Raw genomic sequence first — 24,487 nt, 5'->3', positions numbered from 1 at the left:
TGGCGCCCAGGTAGCCGCCACGGGTGGCGTGGTCCTCGGGCGTCGGGTGGGCGAGCAGCACCTCGCGCGGCGCTTCACCGGGAACCGGTACCCGGCAGGACAGCCAGGTGGCGCCCCAGTCCATGAACGTGACTTCGATGCCGCCTGGGCGGGCGAGCCGGATGAAGCGGGGATGGTCGAAACGGGCGGGCGGTGTGGGCGTCATGGCGTTCCACTATATAGAGCCACGGCGCGCAAAACGGGGCAGGCGCCGCCGGGAGACAGTCGGCGGCGCCTGCGTTCATCAGCAGCAAAGGCTGGTCGGTTCAGGTGTCATCGCACGCGGCCTTCCTTCCAGGCGCCGAGCAGCTTGTCGTAGTCGATCGTCTCGCCCTTGGGCTTCTCGTTCGCCAGCTTGGCCCACGGCGCCGCCTTGTCGGACAGCCACTTCTTCGGGTCTTCCTTCTTGTTCAGCTTGGGCGCGCACTTGGCCATGCCGGAACGCTCCAGCCGCGCCATCACGTCGTCCATTTCCTTGGCGAGGTTGTCCATCGCGCCCTGCGGGGTCTTTTCACCCGTGACGGCCTGGGCGACGTTCTTCCACCAGAGCTGCGCCAGCTTCGGGTAGTCGGGGACGTTGGTGCCCGTCGGCGTCCAGGCCACGCGGGCCGGGCTGCGGTAGAACTCGACCAGACCGCCGAGCTTGGGCGCCATGTCGGTCATGGCCTTGCTCTGGATGTCGGACTCGCGGATGGGGGTCAGGCCGACGAGGGTCTTCTTCAGCGAGGTGGTCTTGGCGGTCACGAACTGGGCGTAGAGCCAGGCGGCAGCCGTCTTGTTGGCATCGTGGCTCTCGAAGAAGGTCCATGAACCCACGTCCTGGTAGCCGTTCTGCATGCCCTGTTTCCAGTAGGGGCCGTTCGGGCCGGGGGCCATGCGCCACTTCGGCGTGCCGTCCTCGTTGACGACCGGCAGGCCCTTCTTGGTCATGTCCGCAGTGAAGGCGGTGTACCAGAAGATCTGTTGCGCGATCTGGCCCTGCGCCGGCACCGGACCCGCCTCGCCGAAGGTCATGCCGATGGCTTCCTTGGGCGAATACTTCTTCATCCAGTCCACGTACTTGGTCAGTGCATAGACGGCAGCCGGCGAGTTGGTGGCGCCCCCGCGCTCGACCGAAGCGCCCAGCGGGGTGCAGCCGTCGGCGGAAGCGCGGATGCCCCATTCATCCACCGGCTTGCCGTTCGGGATGCCAATGTCGGCGGTGCCGGCCATCGACAGCCACGCATCGGTGAAGCGCCAGCCCAGCGACGGGTCTTTCTTGCCGTAGTCCATGTGGCCGTAGATCGGCTTGCCGTCGATCTGCTTCACGTCGTTGGTGAAGAACTCGGCGATGTCCTCATACGCCGACCAGTTGAGCGGCACGCCCAGCTCGTAGCCGTACTTGGCCTTGAACTTGTCCTTCAGATCCTTGCGGGCGAACAGGTCGGCGCGGAACCAGTACAGGTTGGCGAACTGCTGGTCGGGCAACTGGTAGAGCTTCTTGTCGGGGCCGGTGGTGAAGCTGGTGCCGATGAAATCCTTCAGGTCCAGCCCCGGATTGGTCCACTCCTTGCCCTTGCCGGCCATGTAGTCGGTCAGGTTCATGATCTTGCCGTAGCGGTAGTGGGTACCGATCAGGTCGGAGTCACTGATCCAGCCGTCGTAGATCGACTTGCCCGACTGCATCGAGGTCTGCAGCTTCTCGACCACGTCGCCTTCCTGGATCAGGTCGTGCTTGACGGTGATGCCGGTGATCTCGGCGAACGCCTTGGCCAGCGTCTTGGACTCGTATTCGTGCGTGGTGATGGTCTCGGAGACGACCGAGATTTCCTTGATGCCCTTGGCCTTGAGCTTGGCGGCGGCGTCGATGAACCACTTCATCTCGGCGGCCTGCTGCTCCTTGCTCAGCGTGGAGGGCTGGAACTCGCTGTCGATCCATTTCTTGGCGGCGGCTTCGTCGGCGTGGGCCGATTGACCGACCGCGACCATCGCAGCCAAGGCCACCGCGGTGTGGCACAGCGTCTGCATCGTTGTCTTCTTCGTCTTCATGCCTGTCTCCTCGTTGAGCTGCTCCGGCCATCTGAAAGAACACCCGACCCCGGAACAGCACCGGCCGAATGTCCAGAAAACGGGTACTGACCTTTTGCGATCCCTGGCTATCCCTTGCGCATCACCAGCGCGAGGGCGGCCATCGACAGCACGAAGCTGATCCAGATGCTCGGCTCCTCGTTCAGCGAGAACCATTCGGCGAACTTGCCCGCCAGCCCGATGAACACCAGGTTGATGTAGGCGGCGGTGAGCAGGCCGATGAAGAGCCGGTCGCCGCGGGTCGTCTCGATCGGCAGGAAGCCCTTGCGCAGCAGGGTGGGCGAGCGGAGTTCCCACACCGTCATGCCGACGAGCATCAGCCCGATGCAGGTGAAGAACACGGCCACCGGGGTGGTCCAGAACATCCAGTCGAACATGGTGGTCTCCTCAAACCCGGCCCATCGCGAAGCCCTTGGCGATGTAGTGGCGCACGAACCAGATCACGATCGCGCCCGGCACGATGGTGAGCACGCCCGCCGCGGCCAGCGTCGCCCAGTCCATCCCGCTGGCGCTGACCGTGCGCGTCATCGTCGCCACGATCGGCTTGGCGTTGACGCTGGTCAGCGTGCGCGCCAGCAGCAGCTCGACCCAACTGAACATGAAGCAGAAGAACGCCGCCACGCCCACCCCCGCCTTGATCAGCGGCAGGAAGATCGTCAGGAAGAAGCGCGGGAAGCTGTAGCCGTCGATGTAGGCGGTCTCGTCGATCTCGCGCGGAATGCCCGACATGAAGCCCTCCAGGATCCACACCGCCAGCGGCACGTTGAACAGCAGGTGGGCCAGCGCCACGGCGATGTGCGTGTCCATCAGCCCGACCGTGCTGTAGAGCTGGAAGAAGGGCAGCAGGAACACCGCGGGCGGCGTCATCCGGTTCGTCAGCAGCCAGAAGAACACATGCTTGTCGCCCAGGAATGAATAGCGGCTGAAGGCATAGGCCGCCGGCAGCGCCACGGTCAGCGAGATCACCGAGTTGATGCCGACGTAGATCAGGCTGTTGATGTAGCCCGAGTACCAGGAGGGGTCGGTGAAGATCAGCGCGTAGTTCGCCCAGGTGAAGTGCTGCGGCAACAGGCTGAAGCTGGAGACGATCTCGCTGTTGGTCTTGAAGCTCATGTTGACCATCCAGTAGATGGGCAGCAGCGCGAACACCATGTAGGCCAGCAGGAACAGCGAGCGTTTGTGGAAGCGGTGCTCATGCATGGCCGGCTCCTTCCTTGGTGGTCTGGGCGGTCTGGCCGAGGCGTTGCATCCAGTTGTAGAGCACGAAGCAGAACAGCAGGATGATGAGGAAATAGATCAGCGAGAAGGCCGCCGCCGGGCCGAGGTCGAACTGGCCGACCGCTTTTTGCGTCAGGTACTGGCTGAGGAAGGTGGTGGCGTTGCCGGGGCCGCCGCCCGTGAGCACGAACGGCTCGGTGTAGATCATGAAGCTGTCCATGAAGCGCAGCAGCACGGCGATCATCAGCACCCCGCGCATCTTGGGCAACTGGATGTAGCGGAACACCGCGAACTTGCTGGCACCGTCGATCCGGGCGGCCTGGTAGTACGCATCGGGGATCGAGCGCAGCCCGGCATAGGCCAGCAGCGCCACCAGTGGCGTCCAGTGCCACACGTCCATCAGCAGCACGGTGAGCCAGGCGTGGGTGGCGTTGCCGGTGTAGCTGTACTCGATGCCCAGCCCCTGCAGCGCCGCGCCCATCAGGCCGATGTCGGCGCGGCCGAAGATCTGCCAGATCGTGCCGACCACGTTCCAGGGGATCAGCAGCGACAGCGCCACGATCACCAGCGTGGCCGACGCCTTCCAGCCGTCCGCCGGCATCGACAGGGCCAGCGCGATGCCCAGCGGCAGCTCCACCAGCAGCACGGCGCAGGAGAACTGCAACTGGTTCCACAGCGCGGCGTGCAGATCCTCGTCGCGCATCACGGCGGCGAACCACTCGGTGCCGACGAACACGCGCCGCTCGGGGCTGATGATGTCCTGCACCGAGTAGTTCACCACCGTCATCAGCGGCACGACCGCCGAGAACAGCACGCACACCAGCATCGGCAGGATCAGGAACCAGGCTTTCTGGTTGACGGGCTTGATCGGGGCGTTCAGGGCACTCATGCCACCAGCTCCTCGTTGGGACCATAGAAACAGGTGTGGGCATTGCGCACCTGCAGACCGACCGCCTCGCCAACCGCCGGCACGGGCGCCTCGCCGGGCAGGCGCACCTTCACGGTCGGTCCACCCTGGCCCGCGGTTTCGCAGGTCACGACCGTGTAGGTGCCGATGTCCTGCACCCGCTGCACCGTGGCGGCCAGCGTGCCGACGGTGCCGGGTGGATGCAGCGTCACGTACTCGGGTCGGATGCCGAGCGTGCGGTCACCGTCCGGCAGGAAGTTCATGCCCGGCGAGCCGATGAAGTGGCCGACGAAGCGGTGCGCCGGCCGCTCGAACAGGGCTTCGGGCGAGCCGAGCTGCACCACCCGGCCGCGTGTCATCACGACGACCTGCTCGGCGAAGGTCAGCGCCTCCACCTGGTCGTGCGTCACGTAGATCAGGGTCAGTTTCAGCTCGCGGTGGATCTGCTTGAGCTTGCGGCGCAACTGCCATTTCAGGTGCGGGTCGATCACCGTCAGCGGCTCGTCGAACAGCACCGCCGCCACGTCCGGCCGCACCAGCCCGCGCCCGAGCGAGATCTTCTGCTTCTGGTCGGCCGACAGACCTGCAGCGCGCTGGTCGAGTTGGTGGCTCATCTCCAGCATCTCGGCGATCTGGCCGACGCGCTGGCGGATCTGGTCGGCAGGCACCTTGCGGTTCTTCAGCGGGAAGGCGAGGTTCTCGGCTACGGTCATCGTGTCGTAGATGACCGGGAACTGGAACACCTGGGCGATGTTGCGCTGCTGGGGCGTGGCGCGGGTGCGGTCCTCGCCGTCGAAGCGCACCGTGCCCTGGGACGGCACGAGCAGGCCCGACATGATGTTGAGCATCGTCGTCTTGCCGCAGCCCGAGGGGCCGAGCAGCGCGTAGGCGCCGCCGTCGTGGAAGGTCATCTTCAGCGGCAGCAGGGCGTAGTCGGCGTCGTCCTTCGGGTTCGGATTCGGCTTGTACGAGTGCGCGAGATCGAGTTCGATGCGGGCCATCAGCGCGGTCCTCCCAGGCGGTGCGGTGCGAGCAGCAGATCGCCAGCGGTGTCAAAGGCGTAAACCTGCGCCGGACTCACCTGCAGCGTTACCGCGGTGCCGATCGCCAGATCGTGGACACCCGTGAGCTGCGCGACGAGTTCGCCGACGAGGGTGTGGACGTGGACAAACGTGTCCGAGCCGGAGATTTCGGCCAGCTCGACGAGGCCGGGCAGGGTGATGTCGCCGGGGCGGGCTTCCAGCCGCAGGGCGCCGGCGCGGATGCCCAGCGTCAGCGTGCGGCCCACGGCGCCGGGCAGCGCCATCGGCAGCACCGGCCCCCCTCGCAATTGCGCACCCCCCGCGACGATCTGTGCTGGCAGCAGGTTCATCGGCGGATCGCTGAACGCGCGGGCGACGCGGATCGACTTCGGCTGGTGGAAGACCTCCGCAGTCGGGCCGTACTGCAACAGCTCGCCCGCGTCCAGCACGGCGGTGTAACCCCCCAGCAGCAGCGCCTCGCCCGGCTCGGTCGTGGCGTAGACCACCGTGGACTGGCCCGCGGCGAAGAGCTGGGTCAGTTCCTCGCGCAGCTCTTCGCGCAGCTTGTAATCCAGGTTCACCAGCGGCTCGTCCAGCAGCATCAGCGGCGCGTCCTTGGCCAGCGCCCGCGCCAGGGCCACGCGCTGCTGCTGGCCGCCCGAGAGTTCAGCCGGCAGGCGGTCGAGGAAGACCTCGATGTGCAGCCGCGCGGCGATTTCGCGCACCCGCCGCTGCAGCGCGTCACCCCGGTCACCACGCAGCTTGAGCGGCGAGGCGATGTTGTCGAACACCGTCATCGACGGGTAGTTGATGAACTGCTGGTAGACCATCGCCACGTTGCGTTCGCGCACCGGCGTGCCGGTCACGTCGCGGCCATCGACCCGCACCCGCCCGGTGGTCGGCACATCCAGCCCGGCCATGATCCGCATCAGGCTGGTCTTGCCGGCCTGGGTCGCGCCCAGCAGCACGGTGACGGCGCCCGGTTGTGGCGCCAGTGTCATGGGCTGCAGCCAGGTCTCGGCGCCGACCCGCTTGCCGATGCCCTCTAAGGTCAACTGCATGGAGAGGCTTTCATCTTGGAAGGGTTCTTGTCGGGGGAGTCGTTCAGCGGTGGTGGCGGTGCGGCGGCCATCCAGTCCTGCACGCGCTGGCGTTCGCTGGCGCTGTAGTGCAGCCCGAGCTTGCTGCGCCGCCAGAGCACGTCATCGCCACAGGTGGCCCATTCGGTGGCTTGCAGGAAGCGCAGTTCGGCCTCGTGCAGCCCCGGCGCGATCTCGGCGCCCAGGCCGGCGAGGTCGTGGATGCCCGCCAGCAGCGCGCCGATCCGGCTGCCATACGCCCGCGCCAGCCGCCGGGCCAGCGGTGCCGGCAGCCACGGATGGCGCTGCTGCACCTGCACGACGAGGCGCTCGAAATCGGTGTCCGGCCGCCGCGCCGCGCCGATCCAGTCGCGGAAATCGCCGCCCGGCAGCGTGCGGCCTTCGGTCCAGGGCTGGCGGGCGTCACCCAGCATCTGGCCGACCTCGGTGGCGGCGTCTTCGGCCAGCTTGCGGAAGGTGGTGATCTTGCCGCCCCACACGCTCAGCAGCGGCGCGGCGTCGGTGTTCGACTCCAGCAGGTAATCGCGCGTGACGGCGGACGGGTCGCCCGAGGCGTCGTCCAGCAGTGGCCGCACGCCCGAGTAGCTCCACACCACGTCGGCGGGTGTGACCGGGCGCGTGAAGTAGCGGCTGGCCTGTTCGCACAGGTAGGCGATCTCGTCGGCGTCGATGTGGGCGCCGCGCGGGTCGCCGTGGAGTTCCTGGTCGGTGGTGCCGATCAGCGTGAACTCGCCTTCGTAGGGGATGGCGAAGATGATCCGCTTGTCGGGGTTCTGGAAGATGTAGGCGTGGTCGTGCGCGAAGCAGCGCGGCACGACGATGTGGCTGCCCTTGACCAGACGCAGGCTGCGGGTGGCCAGCGCCTCGCCGCGGGCGGACTGGGCTTGCTGGCGCAGGAAGGATTCCGCCCACGGCCCGGCCGCGTTGACCAGCGCCCGCGCCTGCACGGTGTGGGCGCGGCCATCGCTGGATTGCAGCGTCGCGCGCCAGCCGTCGGCGCTGCGCACGGCGGCGGTGCAGCGGGTGCGGGTGAGGATGTGCGCGCCCTGGGCCTGCGCATCGAGTGCGGTCAGCACCACCAGCCGCGCATCGTCCACCCAGCCGTCCGAGTAGACAAAACCGCGGGTGAAGGCGGGTTTGAGCGGTGCGCCGGTCGGTTGGGTGCGCAGGTTGATGCCGCGCGAGCCGGGCAACACCTCGCGCCGCGCCAGGTGGTCGTAGAGGAACAGGCCGAGCCGGATCAGCCACGCCGGGCGCATCGACGGGTCGTGCGGCATCACGAAGCGCAGCGGCCACATGATGTGCGGGGCGCTTTTCAGCAGCACCTCGCGCTCCTGCAGGGCTTTGCGCACCAGCGAGAACTCGAAGTACTCCAGGTAACGCAGCCCGCCGTGGATGAGCTTGGTGGACGAGGACGAGGTGTGCGAGGCCAGGTCGTCCTGCTCAGCCAGCACCACGCGCCAGCCCCGCCCCGCCAGGTCGCGGGCAATGCCGGCGCCGTTGATGCCGCCGCCGACGATGAGCACGTCGCAGTCTGGGGGGGTGTCGCTGGCCGTCATGGCGTCATGGGCGTTGTAAGCAATGGAGTTCGTTTCTGTGGTTTTGCGATTCGTTTTTGATTTTTTTGATTTTGTTTTGATCGCCTTTTTTCGTTTTAACCGCAGACACCCGATTCAAGTGTGAGTATTTACCCGGTTTGTGTTCGTTTTGCGCCTGTGTAGGCTGCGCTCCCATGACACCGAATCCCCGCCAATCCGATCTTCTGGACGCCGTGCGCCTGGGCGGCTCGGTCACGGTCGAGGCGCTGGCCGAGCGTTTCGGCGTGACGCTGCAGACGGTGCGCCGCGATGTGAAGCTGCTGGCCGAGGCGGGGCTGGTGGCCCGCTTCCACGGCGGCGTGCGCCTGCCCGGCTCGACCACCGAAAACCTCGCCTACCGCCAGCGCGAAACCCTCAACGCCGAAGGCAAGCAGCGCATTGCCCGCGCCGTGGCCCGCGCCGTGCCCGAGGGCTGCTCGCTGCTGCTCAACATCGGCACGACCACCGAGGCCGTGGCCCGCGAGCTGCTGCAGCACCGCGGCCTGCGCGTCATCACCAACAACCTGAACGTCGCCGGCATCCTCTGCGCCAACCCGGACTGCGAGGTGATCGTGGCCGGCGGCGTGGTGCGCCCGCGGGACCGGGGCGTGATCGGCGAGGCGGCGGTCGATTTCATCCGCCAGTTCAAGGTGGACATCGGCCTGATCGGCATCTCCGGCATCGAGGCCGACGGCACGCTGCGCGACTTCGACTACCGCGAGGTGACGGTGGCACGGGCCATCATTGCCCAGTCGCGCGAGGTCTGGCTCGCCGCCGACCACGTCAAGTTCAACCGCCCGGCGATGGTCGAAGTGGCCCGTTTCGCCGACCTCGACCGGCTCTACACCGACAGCGCGCCGCCCGAGCCGTTCCCCGCGCTGCTGGCCGAGGCCGGCGTGCAGTGCGAGATCGCCTGAGGCTGCCGCTCGACCGCGAAAGGAGTTCCCCCATGCCGTACATCCTCGCCCTCGACCAGGGCACGTCCAGCTCCCGCAGCATCGTCTTCGACGAGACCGGGCGCATCGTCGCCCAGGCGCAGCGCGAGTTCCGCCAGATCTTTCCGCAGCCCGGCTGGGTGGAGCACGACCCGGACGACCTCTGGACCTCCCAGCTCGCCACCGCCCACGCCGCGCTGGCGCTGGCCGGCCTGACCGCCCGCGACATCACCGCCATCGGCATCACCAACCAGCGCGAAACCACGCTGCTGTGGAACCGCCGCACCGGCCGCCCGCTGCACAACGCCATCGTCTGGCAGGACCGCCGCACCGAGCCGCTGTGTGCCGAACTGCGGGCGCAGGGGCTGGCGGAGGCGATTGGCGCGACGACCGGGCTGGTGGTCGATCCGTACTTCTCAGGGACCAAGCTGCGGTGGCTGCTCGACGAGGTGCCGGGCGCGCGGGCTGCGGCGGAGCGCGGCGAGCTGGCCTTCGGCACGGTCGATGCGTGGCTGCTGTGGCAGTTGACGGGCGGCAGGGTCCACGCCACCGACGTGAGCAACGCGGCGCGCACGATGCTGTTCGACATCGGCGCCAACCGCTGGGATGCGGCGATGCTGGCGCGGCTGGACATCCCGGCGTCGGTGCTGCCCGCCGTGCATCCGTCGAGCCATGTGTTCGGCGAGACGGACGCGGCGCTGTTCGGCGTGTCGATTCCCGTGGCGGGCATGGCGGGTGACCAGCAGAGCGCGTTGTTCGGACAAGCGTGCTTCACGGCGGGACTCGCCAAGAACACCTACGGCACCGGCTGTTTCATGCTCATGCACACCGGCACCCAGCGCCCCGTGTCGCACAACGGCCTGCTCACGACGAGTGCGGCGCAGACCGGCCCGACGCCCGAGTTCGCGCTCGAAGGCAGCGTCTTCATCGGCGGCGCGGTGGTGCAGTGGCTGCGCGACGGGCTGAACGCGATCCGCGGCAGCGGCGAGGTGCAGGGCCTGGCGGAGAGCGTGCCGGACGCGGGCGGCGTGGTGTTCGTGCCGGCCTTCACCGGGTTGGGCGCGCCGTACTGGCAGCCGGACGCCCGCGGCGCCATCGTCGGCCTGTCGCGCGGCACGACGGTGGCGCACATCGCCCGCGCCGCGCTGGAGAGCATCGCGTTCCAGTCCACCGCGCTGCTGCAGGCCATGAGCCGTGACGCGGTCGCCAATGGTGGCGCGGCCGTGACGGAGCTGCGGGTGGACGGCGGCGCCTGCGTCAACAACCTGCTGATGCAGTTCCAGGCCGATCTGCTGGGCATCCCGGTCGTGCGCCCGCAGGTGACAGAGACGACGGCGCTCGGCGCGGCCTACCTCGCCGGGCTGGCCACGGGGGTGTGGCACAGCCGGGACGAGCTGTCGGCGCAGTGGCAGGTCGAGCGCCGCTTCCTGCCGACGATGGGGCGCGACCGGGCCGAGGCGTTGATGGCGCAGTGGGAGCGCGCCGTGCGGCAGACGCTGGCGACCTGAGCCACCGCCGCGCTGTCACGGTGGCGCGGCAGGCCGCAGCAGCGGGGCGAGCAGGTCGTCGATCAGCAGCAGCACGTCATACACCGCGTACTGCAGGTTGATGCGCAGCGCGGCGCCGCCCGTGCCGGTGTCGCGGGTCAGGGCTGCCCAGATCGCCTGCAGCGTGGGTTGATCGGGCGGGCCGCTGCCCAGCAGCGGCTGCAGCAGCCCGCGCTCCAGTCCGGTGGCCAGCAGCGCCGCAAGTTGCTCGCGCAAGGTGTCCAGCTTCGACAGGGTCTGGCGGTAGTCCGTGCCGATCTGCGCTTCGGCGGTGGTCAGCACCCGGAACACCGTGCGGCGCACGCCGTCGCGGCGCGGGCGCATCGGCTCCAGCGTCACCGGGTCGGTGCCGCGGCGGGCGGTCACCAGCTCGGCGCCCATCGCCAGGAAGCGGGCCTGCAGGTCGTGCCGGCCCTGGCGTTCGTACAGCGCGGCGGCCGAGGCGAGCAGGGCGGAGACCGCGCCGTCCACGTCGCTGTCCCCCGCGTTGTAGCGCGCGAGCTGCCGGCCGAGATCGACCAGCAGGGTGTCGGTCTGCGCGAGCTGGTGGTGCAGGATCGGCCGCATGGGGGGTCACCGGTCCGGTGTCATTCGAACTCGACGATCTGGCTCACCTGGCCGGTGGTGTCGTCCCGGACCGAGCGCACGAAGAAGCCTTCCTCGATCAGCTCGGCCTTGATCGTGAACACCGAGGTGGCGTCGCTGCCGTTCTTGATGAGGTTGGTTTCCGGATCGACCAGCAGGTTGTCGATGCCCACCTTGTCCACCACGACCGCGCCCTTGATGCCGGCGAGGATCTCGGTGTATGCCTGCTTCGAGAGTTCGTTGTTCGGGCTGTACTTCTGGTACAGCTCGACCAGCTTGCGCTCGTTCAGCCACAACTGCAGGACCGTGCCCCAGGCGTAGCTGACCATGCCCTCGGGGTGGCCGAGGTCGTTGCTCGTGAGCAGGGCCTCGTGGAGCAGCTTGATGGCCTCGCCGCTGTTCTGTGGGGTATCGCGGGAGGACGTGCCGGCGGGTGTGCTGGTGCTGGTGGATGTGTGGAGGGATTTTCGGTTCAGGAACTCCAGCTTGATGAGGTCCGGCTTGACCAGGATCCGGCCGCCCGCGGCACGCAGCGAGTACTCGATGCTGGCGAGCTTGCCGCCGATGAAGTCCACGAAGGTGCGCGCGGGCATCGTGAACTTCAGCGTCGAGGTGTAGCGCGCCCCGGCGATCAGCACGGGAATGGTCAGCTCCATCTTCGGGATCTTGAAGCGCGGCGCCGTGAAGTGCTGCAGCACCGGGTCCTGCGCATAGGACAGGGCGACCTGCCGGGCGTACTCGTCCGACATCTGCCGCGCCTTGATCAGCTCGCGGAAGATGTAGCCGGTGTAGTCGGACAGCGTGATCTCGGACATGGTGCGGCCTCGCAGGGACGTGGGCGCCTCAAGCGGCCAGCATGTTGAGGATCTTCTCCAGCCCGGCCGGAATCTCGTCCTGCACCGCCTTGACGTTGACGCTCAGGGCGTATTCCTTCTTGACTTCCACGCCGGTCGAGGACTGGCGCTGGTACGACGCCGACACCTTGAAGTTGACCGGCCCGAAACCACCGCCCGCCGACACGCTCACGCCGAGCTGGTCCGACACCTTCGACGACTCGACCGAGTTCAGCTTGACCTTGAAATCGATGATGACGTGCTCGATGCGCAGGCTCGGGATGGGCAGCATCGCCAGCAGCGGCACCTTGATGGAGATGTCCTTGTTGACCTCGTTGCCTTCGGCATCGACATCCTTGCGCGAGTGGCTGAAGTCCACCATCACCAGCTTCTTTTTCCCCTCTTCGTCGGTCTCGAAGCCGACGGCGTTGATGAAGTTGACCGTCGCCAGCGAGGACGCGACCTGCGCATCGACGGCGGCCTGCAGCGGCCCGCCGATCATCTTGCGGAAGTCGATGTTGTTGAGTTCGCTGGTCAGGTTGGTGCTGGGGGCGGCCCGTGCCACCAGATGCCCTTGCGCACCAGCGACGGCCCGGCCGAGGCCGTGGCCGACCGCAGCAGCGGTGGTTTCGATGTCCGCAGGGGTGCCGCCGGCAGCGGTGGCCGGCGTGGCGGTGGTCGTGGTGGGAACGTTGGGCTTGCTGGTGGCCATGAGAATCTCCTTGGCTGTCCGGGGAGGGACGGCAACACGCCGTGGTGGGCAGTGAGGAGATTCTGGGAAGCCTCCGGTTTCGGGGCATCCCCAAGCTTGTGGATCAACGTGGCTCTACAAAGCAATGAAGTGCCAAATAAATCACGATTTTGTTCAACCAAGAACCCGCATCGACAGATCGATCGCGTGGACTTCCTTGGTCAGCCGGCCGATGGAGATGCGGTCCACGCCCGTGCTGGCGATTTCGCGGATCGTCGTCATGTCCACGCCACCAGAAACCTCCAGCAGCGCCCGCTCGGCATTCAGCGCCACGGCCGCGCGCATGTCGTCGAAGGAAAAATCGTCGATCAGCACGCTGGTGGCGCCGGCCTGCAGCGCTTCTTCCAGCTCCGCGAGGTTCTCCACCTCGATCTGGATCGACACGCCCGAGTGCAACGCCTGGGCCGCCCGCAGCGCGCCGCTGACACTGCCGGCGCTGGCGATGTGGTTTTCCTTGATGAGGATGCCGTGCCACAAGGCCATGCGCTGGTTGGCGCCGCCGCCGACGCGCACCGCGTACTTCTGGGCCTGCCGCAGCCCCGGCAGCGTCTTGCGCGTGTCGAGCACCAGGCAGCCGCGCGGGTTCGGCGACAGGCCGGCGATGGCGTCCACGTAGCTGCGCGTCACGGTGGCCACGCCCGAGAGCATCTGCAGGAAGTTCAGGGCGGAGCGTTCGGCGCTGAGCAGGGCGCGGGCATTGCTGCGGATGCGGCAGACCTCGGTGGTGGCGGTGAAGGCGTCGCCTTCGGACAGGAACCACTCGACCTGCGCGGCCGGATCGCAGGCCAGCACGCAGGCGTCGAACCAGTCGCGACCGCAGAGCACGCCGTGTTCCTTGGCCATCACGCGGGCGTGGACGGCGCGCTCGGCAGGTACCAGCATCGCGGTCCAGTCGCAGCGTCCGATGTCTTCGCGCAGGGCGTCCTGGACATTGCGGAGGCGGGCGGCTTCGAGGGTTTCGTTGTCGTCGAAGGTCAGGGTCGTCATGGTGGGGGCAGCGCGAAACGGCGAGGAATCATCAGGGAGGGTGAGCGTAGCACCGTGCAATCATCGCGCCATGGACCTCAAGCAACTCGACTACTTCGTGCATGTCGCCGAACACCAGAGCTTCAGCAAGGCGGCGCTGGTGCTCGACATCGCGCAATCGGCGCTGAGCCGGCAGGTGCGGGCGCTGGAAATCGAGCTGCGCGAGACGCTGCTGTTGCGCAACGGCCGCGGCGTGGTGCTGACCGAGGCGGGGCAGCGGCTGTTCGCGCACAGCGTGGGTATCCTGCAGCGCGTCAAGCGCGCCCGCGACGAGATGGCCGCGACCCGCGACGAGCCGCTGGGCCACATCACCGTCGGCCTGCCGCCCACCATCGGCCGCCAGCTCACGGTGCCGCTGATCGACGGTTTCCAGCGCCGCATGCCACAGGCGCGGCTGGCGATCGTCGAGGGGCTGTCCACCCACATCACCGAGTGGATCACCTCGGGTCGGGTCGATCTTGGCCTGCTCTACAACCCCGAGGCCCACCCGACGCTGGAGATCCTGCCGGTGCTGGAGGAGCGCCTGTGTCTGGTGCAGCGGCTGGAGCCTGGCGATTCGCAGACCCGCGCGCCGGTGTCGCTGGCGGACCTGACGGCGGTGCGGCTGGTGCTGCCCGAGCGGGCGCACGTGATCCGGCGGTTGCTCGACACGCAGGCGATGCTGGCCGGTTTGACGCTGGACATCGCGTGGGAGGTGTCCAGTGTTGCGTCCATCATCGATCTGGTCTGCGCCGGCTACGGCCACGCGGTGCTCACGGCCAGTGCGGTGGCGGCGTCCGGGCGGGCGGACGTGCTGTCGGTGCGGCCGATCGTGGCGCCGAGTCTGCCGAGCGTGCTGTGTCTGGCGGCGTCGTCCCGCCAGCGCAGTACGCCGCTGATCCGCCTCACCCGCCGCTTGCTGGAGGAGCTGGTGCGGGGATTGCCGCAGGCGGCGGCGGCGCAGTCCCTGCCGGGCTGATCGGTTTCAGCTCGGCACCCACTAGCCCGACCAGCAAGGCGCGCCCGTCCGGCGCGATCCGGAATTCGCCGTAGCGCGCGGCCTGCCAGCGCACCCCATCGCCTTCGCGGAAGAACCACGCATCGCTGACGACCACCCAGCGGCCGTTCTTGGGGGACAGCGCGATGCGCAGCGCGTCGGCGGGCAGGGGTGTGGCGGTGGCGGTGTCCGGGTCCAGCAGCCGCTCCAGTTGCGCCACGCCGCGCGCATCGATGCGGGCCAGCACCTGCGGCTGGGTCAGCCGGTCGGCGCCGTCGAGCTGGCTGCGCAGCGTGTCACCCAGCCGGTAATTCAGCGCCATGTAGTCACCCTGCATCAGCGAGCGGGGATCGACTGGCGCCAGTTCGATGAACACCGGCCGGCCGTGGGCGATGAGAGTTTCCTTCTGCCAGATGCCGACATTGGCCACGGTCAGCACGGCGACGGCGCTCAGGGCGATGCCGAGGCGCGCCCGATCCGCGGCGGGTGCAGTGGGGATTGCCGTCGATGTGGACGCGGTATGACTGGCGCGCAGGCCCCACCACGCCAATGCCCCGAGGACTGCGCCCGTGCCGGCGAGCAGCGCGGCCTTGGTCGCCAGCGGCCAGTCCAGCGCGTAGTAGAACGCGCCGATGATCCACACCGCGGCCAGCCCGGCGGCGGCGGCGCGGCGGGGCTGGTGCCGGGCGATGCAGCGTGCCGCGACCCACCATGCCGCACCGAGCCACGGCATGTACCCCGCCAGCAGCAGCCCCACGGCCAGCGCACCCGCCCACCAGGGGCGCTGCAGTTGCGCGGCGGGGCTGGTGCCGGGCGATGCAGCGTGCCGCGACCCACCATGCCGCACCGAGCCACGGCATGTACCCCGCCAGCAGCAGCCCCACGGCCAGCGCACCCGCCCACCAGGGGCGCTGCAGTTCCGGCCGATCCCGCCAGAGCAGGCCACCCGCTGCAGCGGCCAGCGCGACCGATCCCCACCGCGGCCAGGAGGCCCAACCCCCAGTCATCCCCAGGCCACCGGTCCACCATCCCACGGCGCCATCGACCACGGCGCCCACCATGAACGTCATGCCGGCACCGGCCGCCAGCGCGGCGAGGGTGGCCAGCAGCCAGCCGGTGCCGATGGCGTCGAGCCGGGTTGCGAACGGGGGTGTGCGTCGGGTGGGCAGCAGAGTCCAGAGCAGCACGGCAGCGTGGACGGACAGCCAGAGGCTCCCGCCGTGGTACCCGCGGACGGTCAACCCGACCAGCAGCAGCCCGACCGCGCAGGCCCCCAGCAGCGCCTGCAGCCATGCCCCACAGACCACCCTAGCGATCCCCAGCGCCACCACCGCCAGCACCAGCGAAGCGCCGAGCACCGGCAGATCGCGGTACAGCCCGAAGCCCAGCGTCACGCCGCCCAGCAGCAGCATCGGCACCGCGAGCTGTTCGACAAACGCCCCGACCCCCCGCGCCCGCAGCACCACGCCGGCACCGACCAGCAGCAACGGCCCGACGAGGTACGGCCCGACGCCGGACACCAGCAGATCACCCAGCAGCAGCCCGACGACACCCGCCAGCGGAAGGGTGGCCAGCCACGCGCCGAGGGCGGTCAGCAGGACAACGGGCCAGGGCCGCTCGGAGTCCGTGGAAGAAGAGGGCGCGTTCATGCCGACACTCCAGTCAGCGCCGTGCGCCGTGCCAGTTTGAGAATCACCGACACGCTGAACGCCAGCAACCCGGCGGCGCACAGCCCCACCAGCAGCAGCCGGCCGATGGTGTCGCCGCCACCGGAGTCGAACACCAGCCGCGCGAGGCCCGCCACCAGCAGCGTGTCCAGCCCGAGCGCCACGGCACTGAGCGCAAACACGTCGAATCCCGCGGCACGGCTCAACAGCGCCGCCGCGGCCGCCAGCAGCGCGAGACCCAGCAGGTAATGTGGCGACACGCGGTGGTCGAACAATCCCCACAGTGCCGCCGCGCTGACCATCACCACCGCCAAGGTCACGCTGCCGCGAAAGGCCCACGGACCCGTGCCGAGCCGCTGGCGCAGCGCCGGGCCGGACAGCGCACAGACCCCGATCGCCGTGGTCCAGCCGATCAGGTACGCCGGCAGATCCCCTGGCTCGGTGCGCCAGCGGTGCCCCGTGTGGGCCTGCACCCACAGCGCCACGGCCGCCAGCGCCACCAGCGACCACGGCGCCCAGACCACATCGCTGCGCACCCCCACCGCCAGCGGCACCGCCAGCACCGCCCACAGCGCAAAGAGCTGCCACGCATCCGCACCGGTCTGGTATGTCTGCCCGAAAAACGCGAACAGCCCGCCGATGCCCAGCAAGGCCAGCAGCCCCGCCGCCGGCCGCGCCGCCCGCAGCCGCCACGCCAGCGCACACGCACCGAGGACGCCCGCCTGCAGCAGGGCGAACTGTCCCGAGCGTCCGAGCACCGCCCAGTTCGCGGCGATCCACAGCACCAGGCCGAAGCCGGTGAGTCCGGCCCCGGTGGTGGCCAGGCCGCGCAGTGCAAGTGAGCCGGCGGTGTCGGCGGTGTCAGCAGGGGTCATGGGAGTGTCCTGTTCCAAGGAAACGGTCAGCGCAGAGCTATGCTGTCACGGTATAGCAGCTAGTGAAGGAATGCACTGGTCGGCATGGCTGCAAGTGAACAGAATCCGCACACTTTCAGCCCAGCCCCGGACACCCGCCCATGCCGCAGACCCTGAATCCTGACCGGAATCCCGACCCGATGCCCACCATTCGGGGGATTTCGTCGATGGCCACCCGCCAGGTGCTGGCCGATCTGGTGGCGGCGTTCGGGTTGCGCTCGGGCGGTACCGTGGCGATCGAGTCGGTTGGCGGGGTCGATGCGGCCAAGCGGGTGCTGGCGGGCGAGGCGTTCGACGTGGTGATCCTCGCCTCGGACGCGATCGACAAGCTGATCGCCGCCGGCCGCGTGCTGGCCGACAGCAAGGTCGATCTGGTGCATTCCGGCGTGGCGGTGGCGGTGCAGGCGGGGTCCGAGCGACCGGACATTGTCGACGAGGACGCCGTGCGCCGTGCCGTGCTGGCGGCGCGCAACCTCAGCTACTCCACCGGACCGAGCGGCGTGGCGCTGGCCAAGCTGTTCGACCGCTGGGGCATCGCCGACGCGGTCCGCAGCCGCACCGTCACCGCGCCGCCCGGTGTGCCCGTGGGTTCGCTGGTCGCCAAGGGGGAGGTGGCACTCGGCTTCCAGCAGTACAGCGAGCTGATCAACCTCGGCGGCATCGACGTGCTCGGCCCGCTGCCGCCCGCCATCCAGATCACGACCACCTTCTCCGCAGGCGTCTGCGCCACGGCCGCGCCCGCTCAGGCCGATGCGGTGCGCCAGATGCTCGCCTTCATGGCCTCGACCGATGCGGACGAGGCCAAGCGCCGCCAGGGCATGGACCCGGCCTGACACCTCCCACGTTCACCAGGATCACCAGGAGACTCCCCATGATCATCGACGTTCACGGCCACTACACCACCGCTCCGGCCGCCCTCGGCCTCTGGCGCGACCTGCAGATCGCGGCGCTGAAAGACCCGTCCAAGGCCCCGAAGCCTTCGGACCTGAAGATCAGCGACGACGCGCTGCGCGAGTCGATCGAGCTGAACCAGTTGCGCCTGATGAAGGAACGCGGCTCGGACCTGACCATCTTCAGCCCGCGCGCCAGCTTCATGGCCCACCACATCGGCGACTTCGAGACCTCGTCCACCTGGGCCGCGATCTGCAACGAACTCTGCTTCCGCGTGGCCGAGCTGTTCCCGGACCACTTCATCCCGGCCGCGATGCTGCCGCAGTCGCCGGGCGTCGATCCGGCCACCTGCATCCCCGAGCTGGTCAAGTGCGTCGAGCAGTTCGGCAACGTCGGCATCAACCTGAACCCGGACCCGTCGGGCGGCCACTGGACCAGCCCGCCGCTGTCGGACAAGTCGTGGTACCCGATCTACGAGAAGATGGTCGAGTACGACATCCCCGCGATGGTCCACGTCTCGACGAGCTGCAACGCCTGCTTCCACACCACCGGCGCGCACTACCTGAACGCGGACACGACGGCGTTCATGCAGTGCCTGACCAGCGACCTGTTCAAGGACTTCCCGACGCTGAAGTTCCTGATCCCGCACGGCGGCGGCGCGGTGCCCTACCACTGGGGCCGTTTCCGCGGGCTGGCGCAGGAGCTGAAAAAGCCGCTGCTGAGCGAGCACCTGCTGAACAACATCTACTTCGACACCTGCGTCTACCACCAGCCGGGCATCGACCTGCTGACCAAGGTGATCCCGGTCAAGAACATCCTGTTCGCCAGCGAGATGATCGGCGCCGTGCGCGGCATCGACCCGGAAACCGGCCACTACTACGACGACACGAAACGCTATGTCGCCGCCACCGCCAATCTGACCGACGAAGAGCGACACATGGTCTACGAAGGCAACGCCCGCCGCGTGTTCACGCGCATGGACGCGGCGCTGAAGGCGAAGGGCCGCTGAGCCAACGACCGGGACGCTTGCGTACCTCTGGCGCGAACACCTCCCGGTTTCTTTCTGAATATTCGTGAACCAGCCGCAACCTGCGGGCTTGGTGGCTTGGTTGGGCCGCGTGCAAGGCTAAACTCTCCCGTTACATTCCTTGTCCTTCCTGTCCTAGCCCACCTGCCTCCATGCCGCCTCGTTCCTGGTCTTGCGTGCAGGTTCTCGTGTGGTCACTGGCCCTGGCCGCCAGCACCAGCGCGGTGGCCGCCGCTCCGGTTCCTGCTTCGGTGCCCCTGTCTGCGGCGGGGGCCGAACCGAGCTTCCCCTACACCGTGACCGCCGCCAGCCGCGACACCCTGATCGCGCTGGGTCGGCGTTTCCTGGCCGATCCGCAGCAGTGGCCGCAGGTGCAGGCGTTCAACCAGATCGCCGATCCCCGCCGCTTGGCTGTTGGCACGGTGCTGCGCATCCCCGTGCGGCTGCTGGCCAAGGAGTCCGTGCCCGCCCAGGTGTTGTCGGTGTCGGGTGATGTGCGCGGCGCGGATGGCCGGGCGGTCGCCGAGGGGCAGGCAGTGCCGCAAGGGGACAGCCTGCGCACCGGCGACGGTCAGGCCACGGTCCGGCTGGTCGATGGCACGGTGCTGCGGCTGCGGCCGTCCACTGCGGTGCAAGTGGACGCGTCGCAGCGCCTGCCGCGCGTGGGCGGTGTCCTGTCCGGCGTGCGGGTGCAGGAGGGCCAGATCGAGGTGAAGGCGCAGAAGGCCGTCAACGCGGGGCTGCCCGGTTTTTCGGTCAGCACGCCGCAAGGGCTGCTCGGGGTGCGGGGCACGGAGTTCCGGGTGGCGGTGGACGGTCTCGCCGAAGTGACGCGCAGCGAGGTGCTGGAAGGGCAGGTCGCCGCCGACGGCCACGACGGCAAGCCCGGCCAGCGTGTCCACGCCGGGTTTGGCGTCGTCGTGGACCGCACGGGGGCGGTGCAGCCGCCAGTCCCGCTGCTCGTGGCGCCGGAGGTCGCGGGCTTGCCGGTGCTGCAGGAGCGGGTGCTGGTGCGCATGCCGATCGTGGCCCAGCCCGGCGCCGTGGCGTATCTGGGGCAGATCGCGGCCGACACCCGTTTCGAGCCGGTGCTGCAGACGGTGCGCGCCGAGGTGCGCGGCGGTGCGGCGGAGTTGCGGTTCGCGGGTTTGCCGGACGGCCGCTACGTGCTGCGCGTGCGGGCGGAAGACGCGCGGGGGCTGCAAGGACTGGACGCCCAGCACACCCTCACCCTGAAAGCCCGCCCCGAACCGCCGCTGCCCACCGCGCCGGCGGTCGGCGCCATCCTCACCGCGACCCAGGTCGGGTTCACCTGGACCGCCAACCAGGACGCCCGCAGCTACCGCTGGCAACTGGCCGACAGCGAGGATTTCCGCGCTCCGCTGCAGGACCGGCACGGGCTGGACGCGACCACGCTCTCGGTCGGTGATCTGCCCCCAGGCGTCTACCACTGGCGTCTGGCCAGCGAGCGCAACCCCAGTGACCAAGGTCCGTTTGGCGCCGTGCAGCGGCTCGAATTGCGGGCGCTTCCCGTACCGCTGCCGCCACCGGTGGTCGGGACCGGCGGCATCCGGCTGGCGTGGGAGGGCTTGCCCGGACAGACCTTCGAGGTCGAGTTCGCCCGTGACGCCCGCTTTGCGGCCGTGGAGCTGGCGCGCCAGACCACGGCGCTGGCGCTGGACGTGACCTTGCCCGGCACGGGGCGTTACTTCGTGCGGCTGCGGGCGCGTGACCCGGACGGCTACCTCGGCCCCTACACCGCGCCCCAGCAATTCGACATCCCCCACTGCCTGCGCGACGGGCAGGGCGGCTGCACCACGAGCCACGCTGGTTCCCCGGTCCTGATCGAGCCATGAACTGGCGGGCCGGGCGCTGGCCACGGCTGGGTGGCACGGCGGGGGTGGCCCTGGTGCTGGTGGCGGTGGCGTTCGTGCTGCCGCTGAGCGGGTGGACGTGGCGCGCCGACCGGCTGGTCTACGACATTGGCCTGTCCACCTGGCGCCGCCCCGTCCCCGAGGGCATCACGGTCATCGCGATCGACGACGCCAGCGTGGCCGCCATCGGGCGCTGGCCGTGGCCGCGTGCGGTGCATGCGACGCTGCTGTCCCGGCTGGCCGAAGCGAAGCCCAAGGCGATCGGCCTGGACGTGACCTTCAGCGAACCCGACCCCGATCCCGCGCAGGACACGCTGCTCGCCCGACAGCTTGCCAAGGCGGCACCCGTGGTCCTCTCCGTCGATTGGATGTCCGCCGGCCCTGGCCAGCCGCCGACGCTGCTCGCCCCGGTCACGGGCCTGCCGCCGGGCGTGCGCCTGGGCACGGCCGAAGCCTCGGTGGACGCCGACGGGGTGATGCGCCATGCCTTTCTGTCAGCAGGGTCCGCGCAGTCGCCCGTGCCGCACATGGCGATGGCGCTGCTGCAGGCGGTGGGCGAATCTCCGGCGCCGGGCCTGCCAGTCACGACGGACGACGACCTGGACCTCGCCGCCGGACCCTGGCAGCGCGGCGCCCGCTTCCTGGTGCGCTACGCCGGCCCGCCGGGGCATCTGGACCGGGTCTCGTATGTCGATGTGCTGCGCGGCGCTGTGCCACCCGAGCGGCTGGCGGGGCGCTACGTGCTGGTGGGCATGACCGCCACCGGGCTGGGCGACACGGTGGCCACGCCCGTGAACCGCCAGCGCCACGCCATGCCCGGCGTCGAGGTGCTGGGCCACGCGCTCTACACCTTGCGCAGCGGCGACACGGTGCGGGCCGTGTCACCGCTGGCCAGTGGCGTGCTGGCGGCCGTGCTGGTGCTGGTGTTGATGGCGGGCATCCAGCGGCTGGGGGCGCGCTGGGCGCTGGCGCTGGCGGTGGGGGCGTGGCCGGTGGTGATCGGGGCCAGCCTGCTCGCCTTGGGGGGCGGGCTGTGGTGGAGTCCGGTGTCGTGGGCGTTGGCGGCGGCACTGGCGTATCCCTTGTGGAGCTGGCGGCGGCTGGAGCAAGCGGTGGATGCGCTGGACGCCGAGATCGGCCGCCTGGTGCCGGAAAGTGGTCTGGACGTGGGGATCGCGGCGTGGCCGGCGTCGCGGCGGCGCGATGTGCTGGCGCTGCGGCTGGACACGCTGCACACCGCCACCGACACCTTGCGCAGTGCCCGGCGCTTCCTTTCGGACGCCCTGGCCGGCCTGCCCACCGCGATGGCTGTCACCGATCCACAGGGCCGCGTGCTGCTGGCCAACGCCTTGGCGGCGCAGTTGTTCGAGCTGGACAAGGCCGAGGACATGCTGGGGATGGAGCTGCCGGGCCTGCTGGTGGAGTTCGTGCCGGCCAAGGGGGCAGGGGGCGCGGTGGACCTGGAGGCGATCTTCCAGCCCGGCAGTGCCCCGCCGGTCGGCTGGACCGTCGAGGTGCAGGCGGAGCGGCTGGGCGATTTCCTGCTCCACTTCGCGCCGGTTCTCTTGCTGGAGCAACAACGCTGGGTGGTGACGTTCTCCGACGTGAGTGCCATCAAGCAGGCGCAGCGGCGGCGTGACCGCGCCCTGGCCTTCGTGTCGCACGACTTGCGCTCGCCCGCCAACACCATCGTGCTGCTGGCGGATCTCTACCAGCGCGGCCGCATGGACATGCCTCTGGACGCCTTCCTGGTCGAAGTCCAGCGCCTGGGCACGCGCACGCTGCAACTGGCCGACGATTTCGTGCGCGTGTCGCATGTGGAATCGCGCCCGCTGCAGGTGTCGTCGGTCGCGGTGGCGGCGCTGCTGGACGAGGTGGCGGCGGATTTCCGGCCCCAGGCGGTCGCGGCGGACGTGGTCCTGGTCTGGCGCACCGGTCCGGACAGCGCGGCCTCGCCGGCCGACCACTGGCCGATGGACCGCGCCCTGGTGCAGCGGGCGGTGGGCAATCTGGTGTCCAACGCGCTCAAGCACAGCCCGGCCGGCGGGCAGGTCACTGTGCTGGCGGGCTACAGCGCGAAACGGGACGCGCTGCACCTGACCGTGCGCGACCAGGGTCCGGGACTCTCGCCCGCCCAGCGCGAACGCCTGAACCACGGCGACGACGGCCTGCCCGCCGAGGACATGGGCGGTGTCGGACTGGGCTTGCAGTTCGTGCAGCGGGTGGCGCAGCGACACCGCGGCCGGCTGCTGGCGCTGGGCGGCGGGGAGTGCGCAGACAGGCAAGACGGGGCGGGCGGGCGGTTCACGCTGACGCTGGGACGACTGGACATGCCGAAACAAGATAACTGCTAGTTCATTGCACCTGTAGTCGGCATGGCCGCACCGCCCCAGAATGCACGCCATCATTCGCCAGACCGAAGGAATCCCTGCCATGCACGAACTCGGCGTTGTCTACCGCAACATCCCCCGCGCCAACCGCGAAGCCACCGACCGACTGGCCGCCCTCGGCTCGGCGACGGTCCACGAAGCGATGGGCCGCGTCGGCCTGCTGAAACCGTACATGCGCCCGATCCAGGTCGGCACGCAGGTTTCGGGCACGGCGGTCACGGTTCTGCTCCAGCCGGGCGACAACTGGATGATGCACGTCGCCGCCGAGCAGATCCAGCCGGGCGACATCGTCATCGCGGCGGTCACGGCCGACTGCACCGACGGTTATTTCGGCGACCTGCTGGCGACCTCGTTCATGGCCCGCGGCGCTCGGGCGCTCATCATCGACGCCGGGGTGCGCGACGTGAAGACGCTCAAGGAAATGGGCTTCCCGGTCTGGTCGAAGGCGATCAGCGCGAAGGGCACGATCAAGGCCACGCTCGGCTCGGTGAACATCCCCATCGTCTGCGCCGGGATGCTGGTCAATCCTGGTGATGCGCTGGTGGCCGACGACGACGGCGTGTGCTGCGTGCCAGCGGCGCGGGTTGTCGAAATCGCGGAGCTGGCCGCCAAGCGCGAGAGCTTCGAGGGCGAGAAGCGCGACAAGCTGGCCTCGGGCATCCTGGGGCTGGACATGTACCAGATGCGCGAGCCACTGGCCAAGGCCGGGCTGAAGTACATCGACTGAGGCGATCCACCATGAGCAAACCGACCACCGGTGATTTCACCAAGACCGCAGGCTGGATGGACTGGTACACCGGCCCGACCCAGCCCGTTTTCCAGTTGCCTGCGGGCGCCGTCGATGCGCACTGCCATGTTTTCGGCCCCGGCGCCGAGTTCCCCTACGCTCCCGAGCGCAAGTACACGCCGTGCGACGCCTCGAAGCACGAGCTGTACGCCTTGCGCGACCACCTCGGCTTCGCCCGCAACGTGGTCGTGCAGGCCACCTGCCACGGTGCCGACAACCGCGCCATGCTCGACGCCTGCGTGTCCTCGGGCGGCAAGGCGCGGGGCGTGGCCACCGTGCGGCGCAGCGTCACCGACGACGAACTGCAGGCGATGCACGCGGCCGGCGTGCGCGGCGTGCGCTTCAACTTCGTGA

Annotated in this window: 23 protein-coding genes and 2 pseudogenes; 9 read left to right on the top strand and 16 right to left on the bottom strand. The window is 69.1% G+C overall.

Features of this window, described 5'->3' with window-relative positions; genetic code table 11:
- The 8 genes from QZW52_RS11885 to glpD all read right to left on the bottom strand — a co-directional run.
- The coding region (locus tag QZW52_RS11885; protein WP_473964390.1) for an aldose epimerase family protein at positions 1-205 on the bottom strand (205 nt) is incomplete at its 3' end.
- 107 nt (positions 206-312) lie between these two features.
- Positions 313-2,046, bottom strand: coding sequence for an ABC transporter substrate-binding protein (locus tag QZW52_RS11880; RefSeq protein ID WP_293998945.1), 1,734 nt, complete (start codon positions 2,044-2,046; stop codon positions 313-315).
- A gap of 128 nt (positions 2,047-2,174) precedes the next feature.
- Positions 2,175-2,483, bottom strand: coding sequence for a DUF2160 domain-containing protein (locus tag QZW52_RS11875; protein ID WP_293998940.1), 309 nt, complete (start codon positions 2,481-2,483; stop codon positions 2,175-2,177).
- Positions 2,484-2,493: 10 nt separating this feature from the next.
- Positions 2,494-3,306, bottom strand: a complete 813-nt coding sequence (locus QZW52_RS11870; protein ID WP_293998939.1) for a carbohydrate ABC transporter permease — start codon at positions 3,304-3,306, stop codon at positions 2,494-2,496.
- Entirely contained in the window at positions 3,299-4,204 is a 906-nt protein-coding gene (locus tag QZW52_RS11865; protein WP_293998943.1) for a carbohydrate ABC transporter permease, read from the bottom strand. Before QZW52_RS11865 ends, QZW52_RS11870 begins: the two co-directional genes overlap by 8 nt.
- 5 nt (positions 4,205-4,209) lie before the next feature.
- Positions 4,210-5,232 (bottom strand): ABC transporter ATP-binding protein, encoded by a 1,023-nt coding sequence (locus tag QZW52_RS11860; protein ID WP_293998937.1) that lies wholly within the window; start codon positions 5,230-5,232, stop codon positions 4,210-4,212.
- Positions 5,232-6,314 carry an ABC transporter ATP-binding protein gene (locus QZW52_RS11855; RefSeq protein WP_293998935.1) on the bottom strand — a complete coding sequence of 361 codons (1,083 nt, stop codon included), beginning with the start codon at positions 6,312-6,314 and terminating at the stop codon, positions 5,232-5,234. The genes QZW52_RS11860 and QZW52_RS11855 overlap by 1 nt, the downstream gene beginning before the upstream one ends.
- Complete coding sequence (glpD, locus tag QZW52_RS11850) at positions 6,305-7,912, bottom strand: glycerol-3-phosphate dehydrogenase (RefSeq protein WP_293998933.1); 1,608 nt, start codon at positions 7,910-7,912, stop codon at positions 6,305-6,307. Before glpD ends, QZW52_RS11855 begins: the two co-directional genes overlap by 10 nt.
- Before the next feature lie 173 nt (positions 7,913-8,085).
- Between glpD and QZW52_RS11845 the strand changes: the two genes are divergently transcribed.
- Positions 8,086-8,847 carry a DeoR/GlpR family DNA-binding transcription regulator gene (locus QZW52_RS11845; RefSeq protein ID WP_293998931.1) on the top strand — a complete coding sequence of 254 codons (762 nt, stop codon included), beginning with the start codon at positions 8,086-8,088 and terminating at the stop codon, positions 8,845-8,847.
- A 32-nt stretch (positions 8,848-8,879) separates the two neighbouring features.
- Complete coding sequence (gene glpK, locus QZW52_RS11840; RefSeq protein ID WP_293998929.1) at positions 8,880-10,373, top strand: glycerol kinase GlpK; 1,494 nt, start codon at positions 8,880-8,882, stop codon at positions 10,371-10,373.
- A gap of 15 nt (positions 10,374-10,388) precedes the next feature.
- Here the strand turns inward: glpK and QZW52_RS11835 are convergent, their stop codons facing one another.
- The 4 genes from QZW52_RS11835 to nadC form a co-directional block, all read right to left on the bottom strand.
- Positions 10,389-10,979 (bottom strand): hypothetical protein, encoded by a 591-nt coding sequence (locus tag QZW52_RS11835; RefSeq protein ID WP_293998927.1) that lies wholly within the window; start codon positions 10,977-10,979, stop codon positions 10,389-10,391.
- A 20-nt stretch (positions 10,980-10,999) separates the two neighbouring features.
- Positions 11,000-11,812 (bottom strand): hypothetical protein, encoded by an 813-nt coding sequence (locus tag QZW52_RS11830; protein ID WP_293998925.1) that lies wholly within the window; start codon positions 11,810-11,812, stop codon positions 11,000-11,002.
- Between the two features lie 28 nt (positions 11,813-11,840).
- Positions 11,841-12,542: a DUF2589 domain-containing protein gene (locus QZW52_RS11825; RefSeq protein ID WP_293998923.1), complete on the bottom strand. Its 702-nt coding sequence runs from the start codon at positions 12,540-12,542 to the stop codon at positions 11,841-11,843.
- 153 nt (positions 12,543-12,695) lie between these two features.
- Positions 12,696-13,568 carry a carboxylating nicotinate-nucleotide diphosphorylase gene (nadC, locus tag QZW52_RS11820; RefSeq protein WP_293998922.1) on the bottom strand — a complete coding sequence of 291 codons (873 nt, stop codon included), beginning with the start codon at positions 13,566-13,568 and terminating at the stop codon, positions 12,696-12,698.
- Between the two features lie 70 nt (positions 13,569-13,638).
- On the opposite strand from nadC, the gene QZW52_RS11815 reads away from it, so the two are divergent.
- On the top strand, positions 13,639-14,565 hold the full coding sequence (locus QZW52_RS11815; RefSeq protein ID WP_293998920.1) for a LysR family transcriptional regulator: 927 nt from the start codon (positions 13,639-13,641) through the stop codon (positions 14,563-14,565).
- Here the strand turns inward: QZW52_RS11815 and QZW52_RS11810 are convergent.
- From QZW52_RS11810 to QZW52_RS11800, 4 genes and pseudogenes are all read right to left on the bottom strand, one after another.
- Entirely contained in the window at positions 14,492-14,959 is a 468-nt protein-coding gene (locus QZW52_RS11810) for a GDYXXLXY domain-containing protein (RefSeq protein ID WP_293998918.1), read from the bottom strand. The genes QZW52_RS11815 and QZW52_RS11810 overlap by 74 nt on opposite strands.
- A gap of 213 nt (positions 14,960-15,172) precedes the next feature.
- Positions 15,173-15,316 (bottom strand): annotated as a pseudogene (locus QZW52_RS19230) (DUF4401 domain-containing protein); the annotation flags it as partial.
- Positions 15,317-15,515: 199 nt separating this feature from the next.
- A pseudogene (locus tag QZW52_RS19225) lies at positions 15,516-16,232 on the bottom strand (DUF4401 domain-containing protein); the annotation flags it as partial.
- On the bottom strand, positions 16,229-17,125 hold the full coding sequence (locus tag QZW52_RS11800; protein WP_293998914.1) for a DUF2157 domain-containing protein: 897 nt from the start codon (positions 17,123-17,125) through the stop codon (positions 16,229-16,231). The gene QZW52_RS11800 and the pseudogene QZW52_RS19225, both read right to left, overlap by 4 nt.
- 179 nt (positions 17,126-17,304) lie before the next feature.
- Between QZW52_RS11800 and QZW52_RS11795 the strand changes: the two genes are divergently transcribed.
- From QZW52_RS11795 to QZW52_RS11770, 6 genes are all read left to right on the top strand, one after another.
- The gene (locus QZW52_RS11795) at positions 17,305-17,997 is read left to right on the top strand and encodes a substrate-binding domain-containing protein (RefSeq protein ID WP_293998912.1); all 693 of its coding nucleotides are present in this window, start codon (positions 17,305-17,307) and stop codon (positions 17,995-17,997) included.
- A gap of 38 nt (positions 17,998-18,035) precedes the next feature.
- Positions 18,036-19,064, top strand: coding sequence for an amidohydrolase family protein (locus tag QZW52_RS11790; protein WP_293998911.1), 1,029 nt, complete (start codon positions 18,036-18,038; stop codon positions 19,062-19,064).
- A 170-nt stretch (positions 19,065-19,234) separates the two neighbouring features.
- The gene (locus QZW52_RS11785) at positions 19,235-20,938 is read left to right on the top strand and encodes a FecR domain-containing protein (RefSeq protein ID WP_293998910.1); all 1,704 of its coding nucleotides are present in this window, start codon (positions 19,235-19,237) and stop codon (positions 20,936-20,938) included.
- Positions 20,935-23,310, top strand: a complete 2,376-nt coding sequence (locus QZW52_RS11780; RefSeq protein WP_293998908.1) for a CHASE2 domain-containing protein — start codon at positions 20,935-20,937, stop codon at positions 23,308-23,310. The genes QZW52_RS11785 and QZW52_RS11780 overlap by 4 nt, the downstream gene beginning before the upstream one ends.
- A 79-nt stretch (positions 23,311-23,389) precedes the next feature.
- Positions 23,390-24,073: a 4-carboxy-4-hydroxy-2-oxoadipate aldolase/oxaloacetate decarboxylase gene (gene ligK, locus QZW52_RS11775; RefSeq protein WP_293998942.1), complete on the top strand. Its 684-nt coding sequence runs from the start codon at positions 23,390-23,392 to the stop codon at positions 24,071-24,073.
- Positions 24,074-24,084: 11 nt separating this feature from the next.
- Positions 24,085-24,487, top strand: a 403-nt coding sequence (locus tag QZW52_RS11770) for an amidohydrolase family protein (protein WP_293998906.1), incomplete at its 3' end; no start/stop codon positions are given.

Source organism: Sphaerotilus sp. (assembly GCF_013299175.1).
Classification (GTDB): Bacteria; Pseudomonadota; Gammaproteobacteria; order Burkholderiales; family Burkholderiaceae_C; genus Sphaerotilus.
This window is presented reverse-complemented; position numbering and strand designations above follow the sequence as displayed.

Bases quoted from the DNA above. Each gene is read 5' to 3' on its own strand.
- QZW52_RS11845 (WP_293998931.1), top strand. From the start codon at position 8,086: ATGACACCGAATCCCCGCCAATCCGATCTTCTGGACGCCGTGCGCCTG.
- QZW52_RS11830 (WP_293998925.1), bottom strand. From the start codon at position 11,812: ATGTCCGAGATCACGCTGTCCGACTACACCGGCTACATCTTCCGCGAG.
- QZW52_RS11815 (WP_293998920.1), top strand. From the start codon at position 13,639: ATGGACCTCAAGCAACTCGACTACTTCGTGCATGTCGCCGAACACCAG.
- QZW52_RS11855 (WP_293998935.1), bottom strand. From the start codon at position 6,314: ATGCAGTTGACCTTAGAGGGCATCGGCAAGCGGGTCGGCGCCGAGACC.
- QZW52_RS11785 (WP_293998910.1), top strand. From the start codon at position 19,235: ATGCCGCCTCGTTCCTGGTCTTGCGTGCAGGTTCTCGTGTGGTCACTG.
- QZW52_RS11800 (WP_293998914.1), bottom strand. From the start codon at position 17,125: ATGACCCCTGCTGACACCGCCGACACCGCCGGCTCACTTGCACTGCGC.
- QZW52_RS11795 (WP_293998912.1), top strand. From the start codon at position 17,305: ATGCCCACCATTCGGGGGATTTCGTCGATGGCCACCCGCCAGGTGCTG.
- QZW52_RS11870 (WP_293998939.1), bottom strand. From the start codon at position 3,306: ATGCATGAGCACCGCTTCCACAAACGCTCGCTGTTCCTGCTGGCCTAC.
- glpK (WP_293998929.1), top strand. From the start codon at position 8,880: ATGCCGTACATCCTCGCCCTCGACCAGGGCACGTCCAGCTCCCGCAGC.
- QZW52_RS11875 (WP_293998940.1), bottom strand. From the start codon at position 2,483: ATGTTCGACTGGATGTTCTGGACCACCCCGGTGGCCGTGTTCTTCACC.
- QZW52_RS11790 (WP_293998911.1), top strand. From the start codon at position 18,036: ATGATCATCGACGTTCACGGCCACTACACCACCGCTCCGGCCGCCCTC.
- glpD (WP_293998933.1), bottom strand. From the start codon at position 7,912: ATGACGGCCAGCGACACCCCCCCAGACTGCGACGTGCTCATCGTCGGC.
- QZW52_RS11835 (WP_293998927.1), bottom strand. From the start codon at position 10,979: ATGCGGCCGATCCTGCACCACCAGCTCGCGCAGACCGACACCCTGCTG.
- QZW52_RS11780 (WP_293998908.1), top strand. From the start codon at position 20,935: ATGAACTGGCGGGCCGGGCGCTGGCCACGGCTGGGTGGCACGGCGGGG.
- QZW52_RS11860 (WP_293998937.1), bottom strand. From the start codon at position 5,232: ATGGCCCGCATCGAACTCGATCTCGCGCACTCGTACAAGCCGAATCCG.
- ligK (WP_293998942.1), top strand. From the start codon at position 23,390: ATGCACGAACTCGGCGTTGTCTACCGCAACATCCCCCGCGCCAACCGC.
- nadC (WP_293998922.1), bottom strand. From the start codon at position 13,568: ATGACGACCCTGACCTTCGACGACAACGAAACCCTCGAAGCCGCCCGC.
- QZW52_RS11880 (WP_293998945.1), bottom strand. From the start codon at position 2,046: ATGCAGACGCTGTGCCACACCGCGGTGGCCTTGGCTGCGATGGTCGCG.
- QZW52_RS11825 (WP_293998923.1), bottom strand. From the start codon at position 12,542: ATGGCCACCAGCAAGCCCAACGTTCCCACCACGACCACCGCCACGCCG.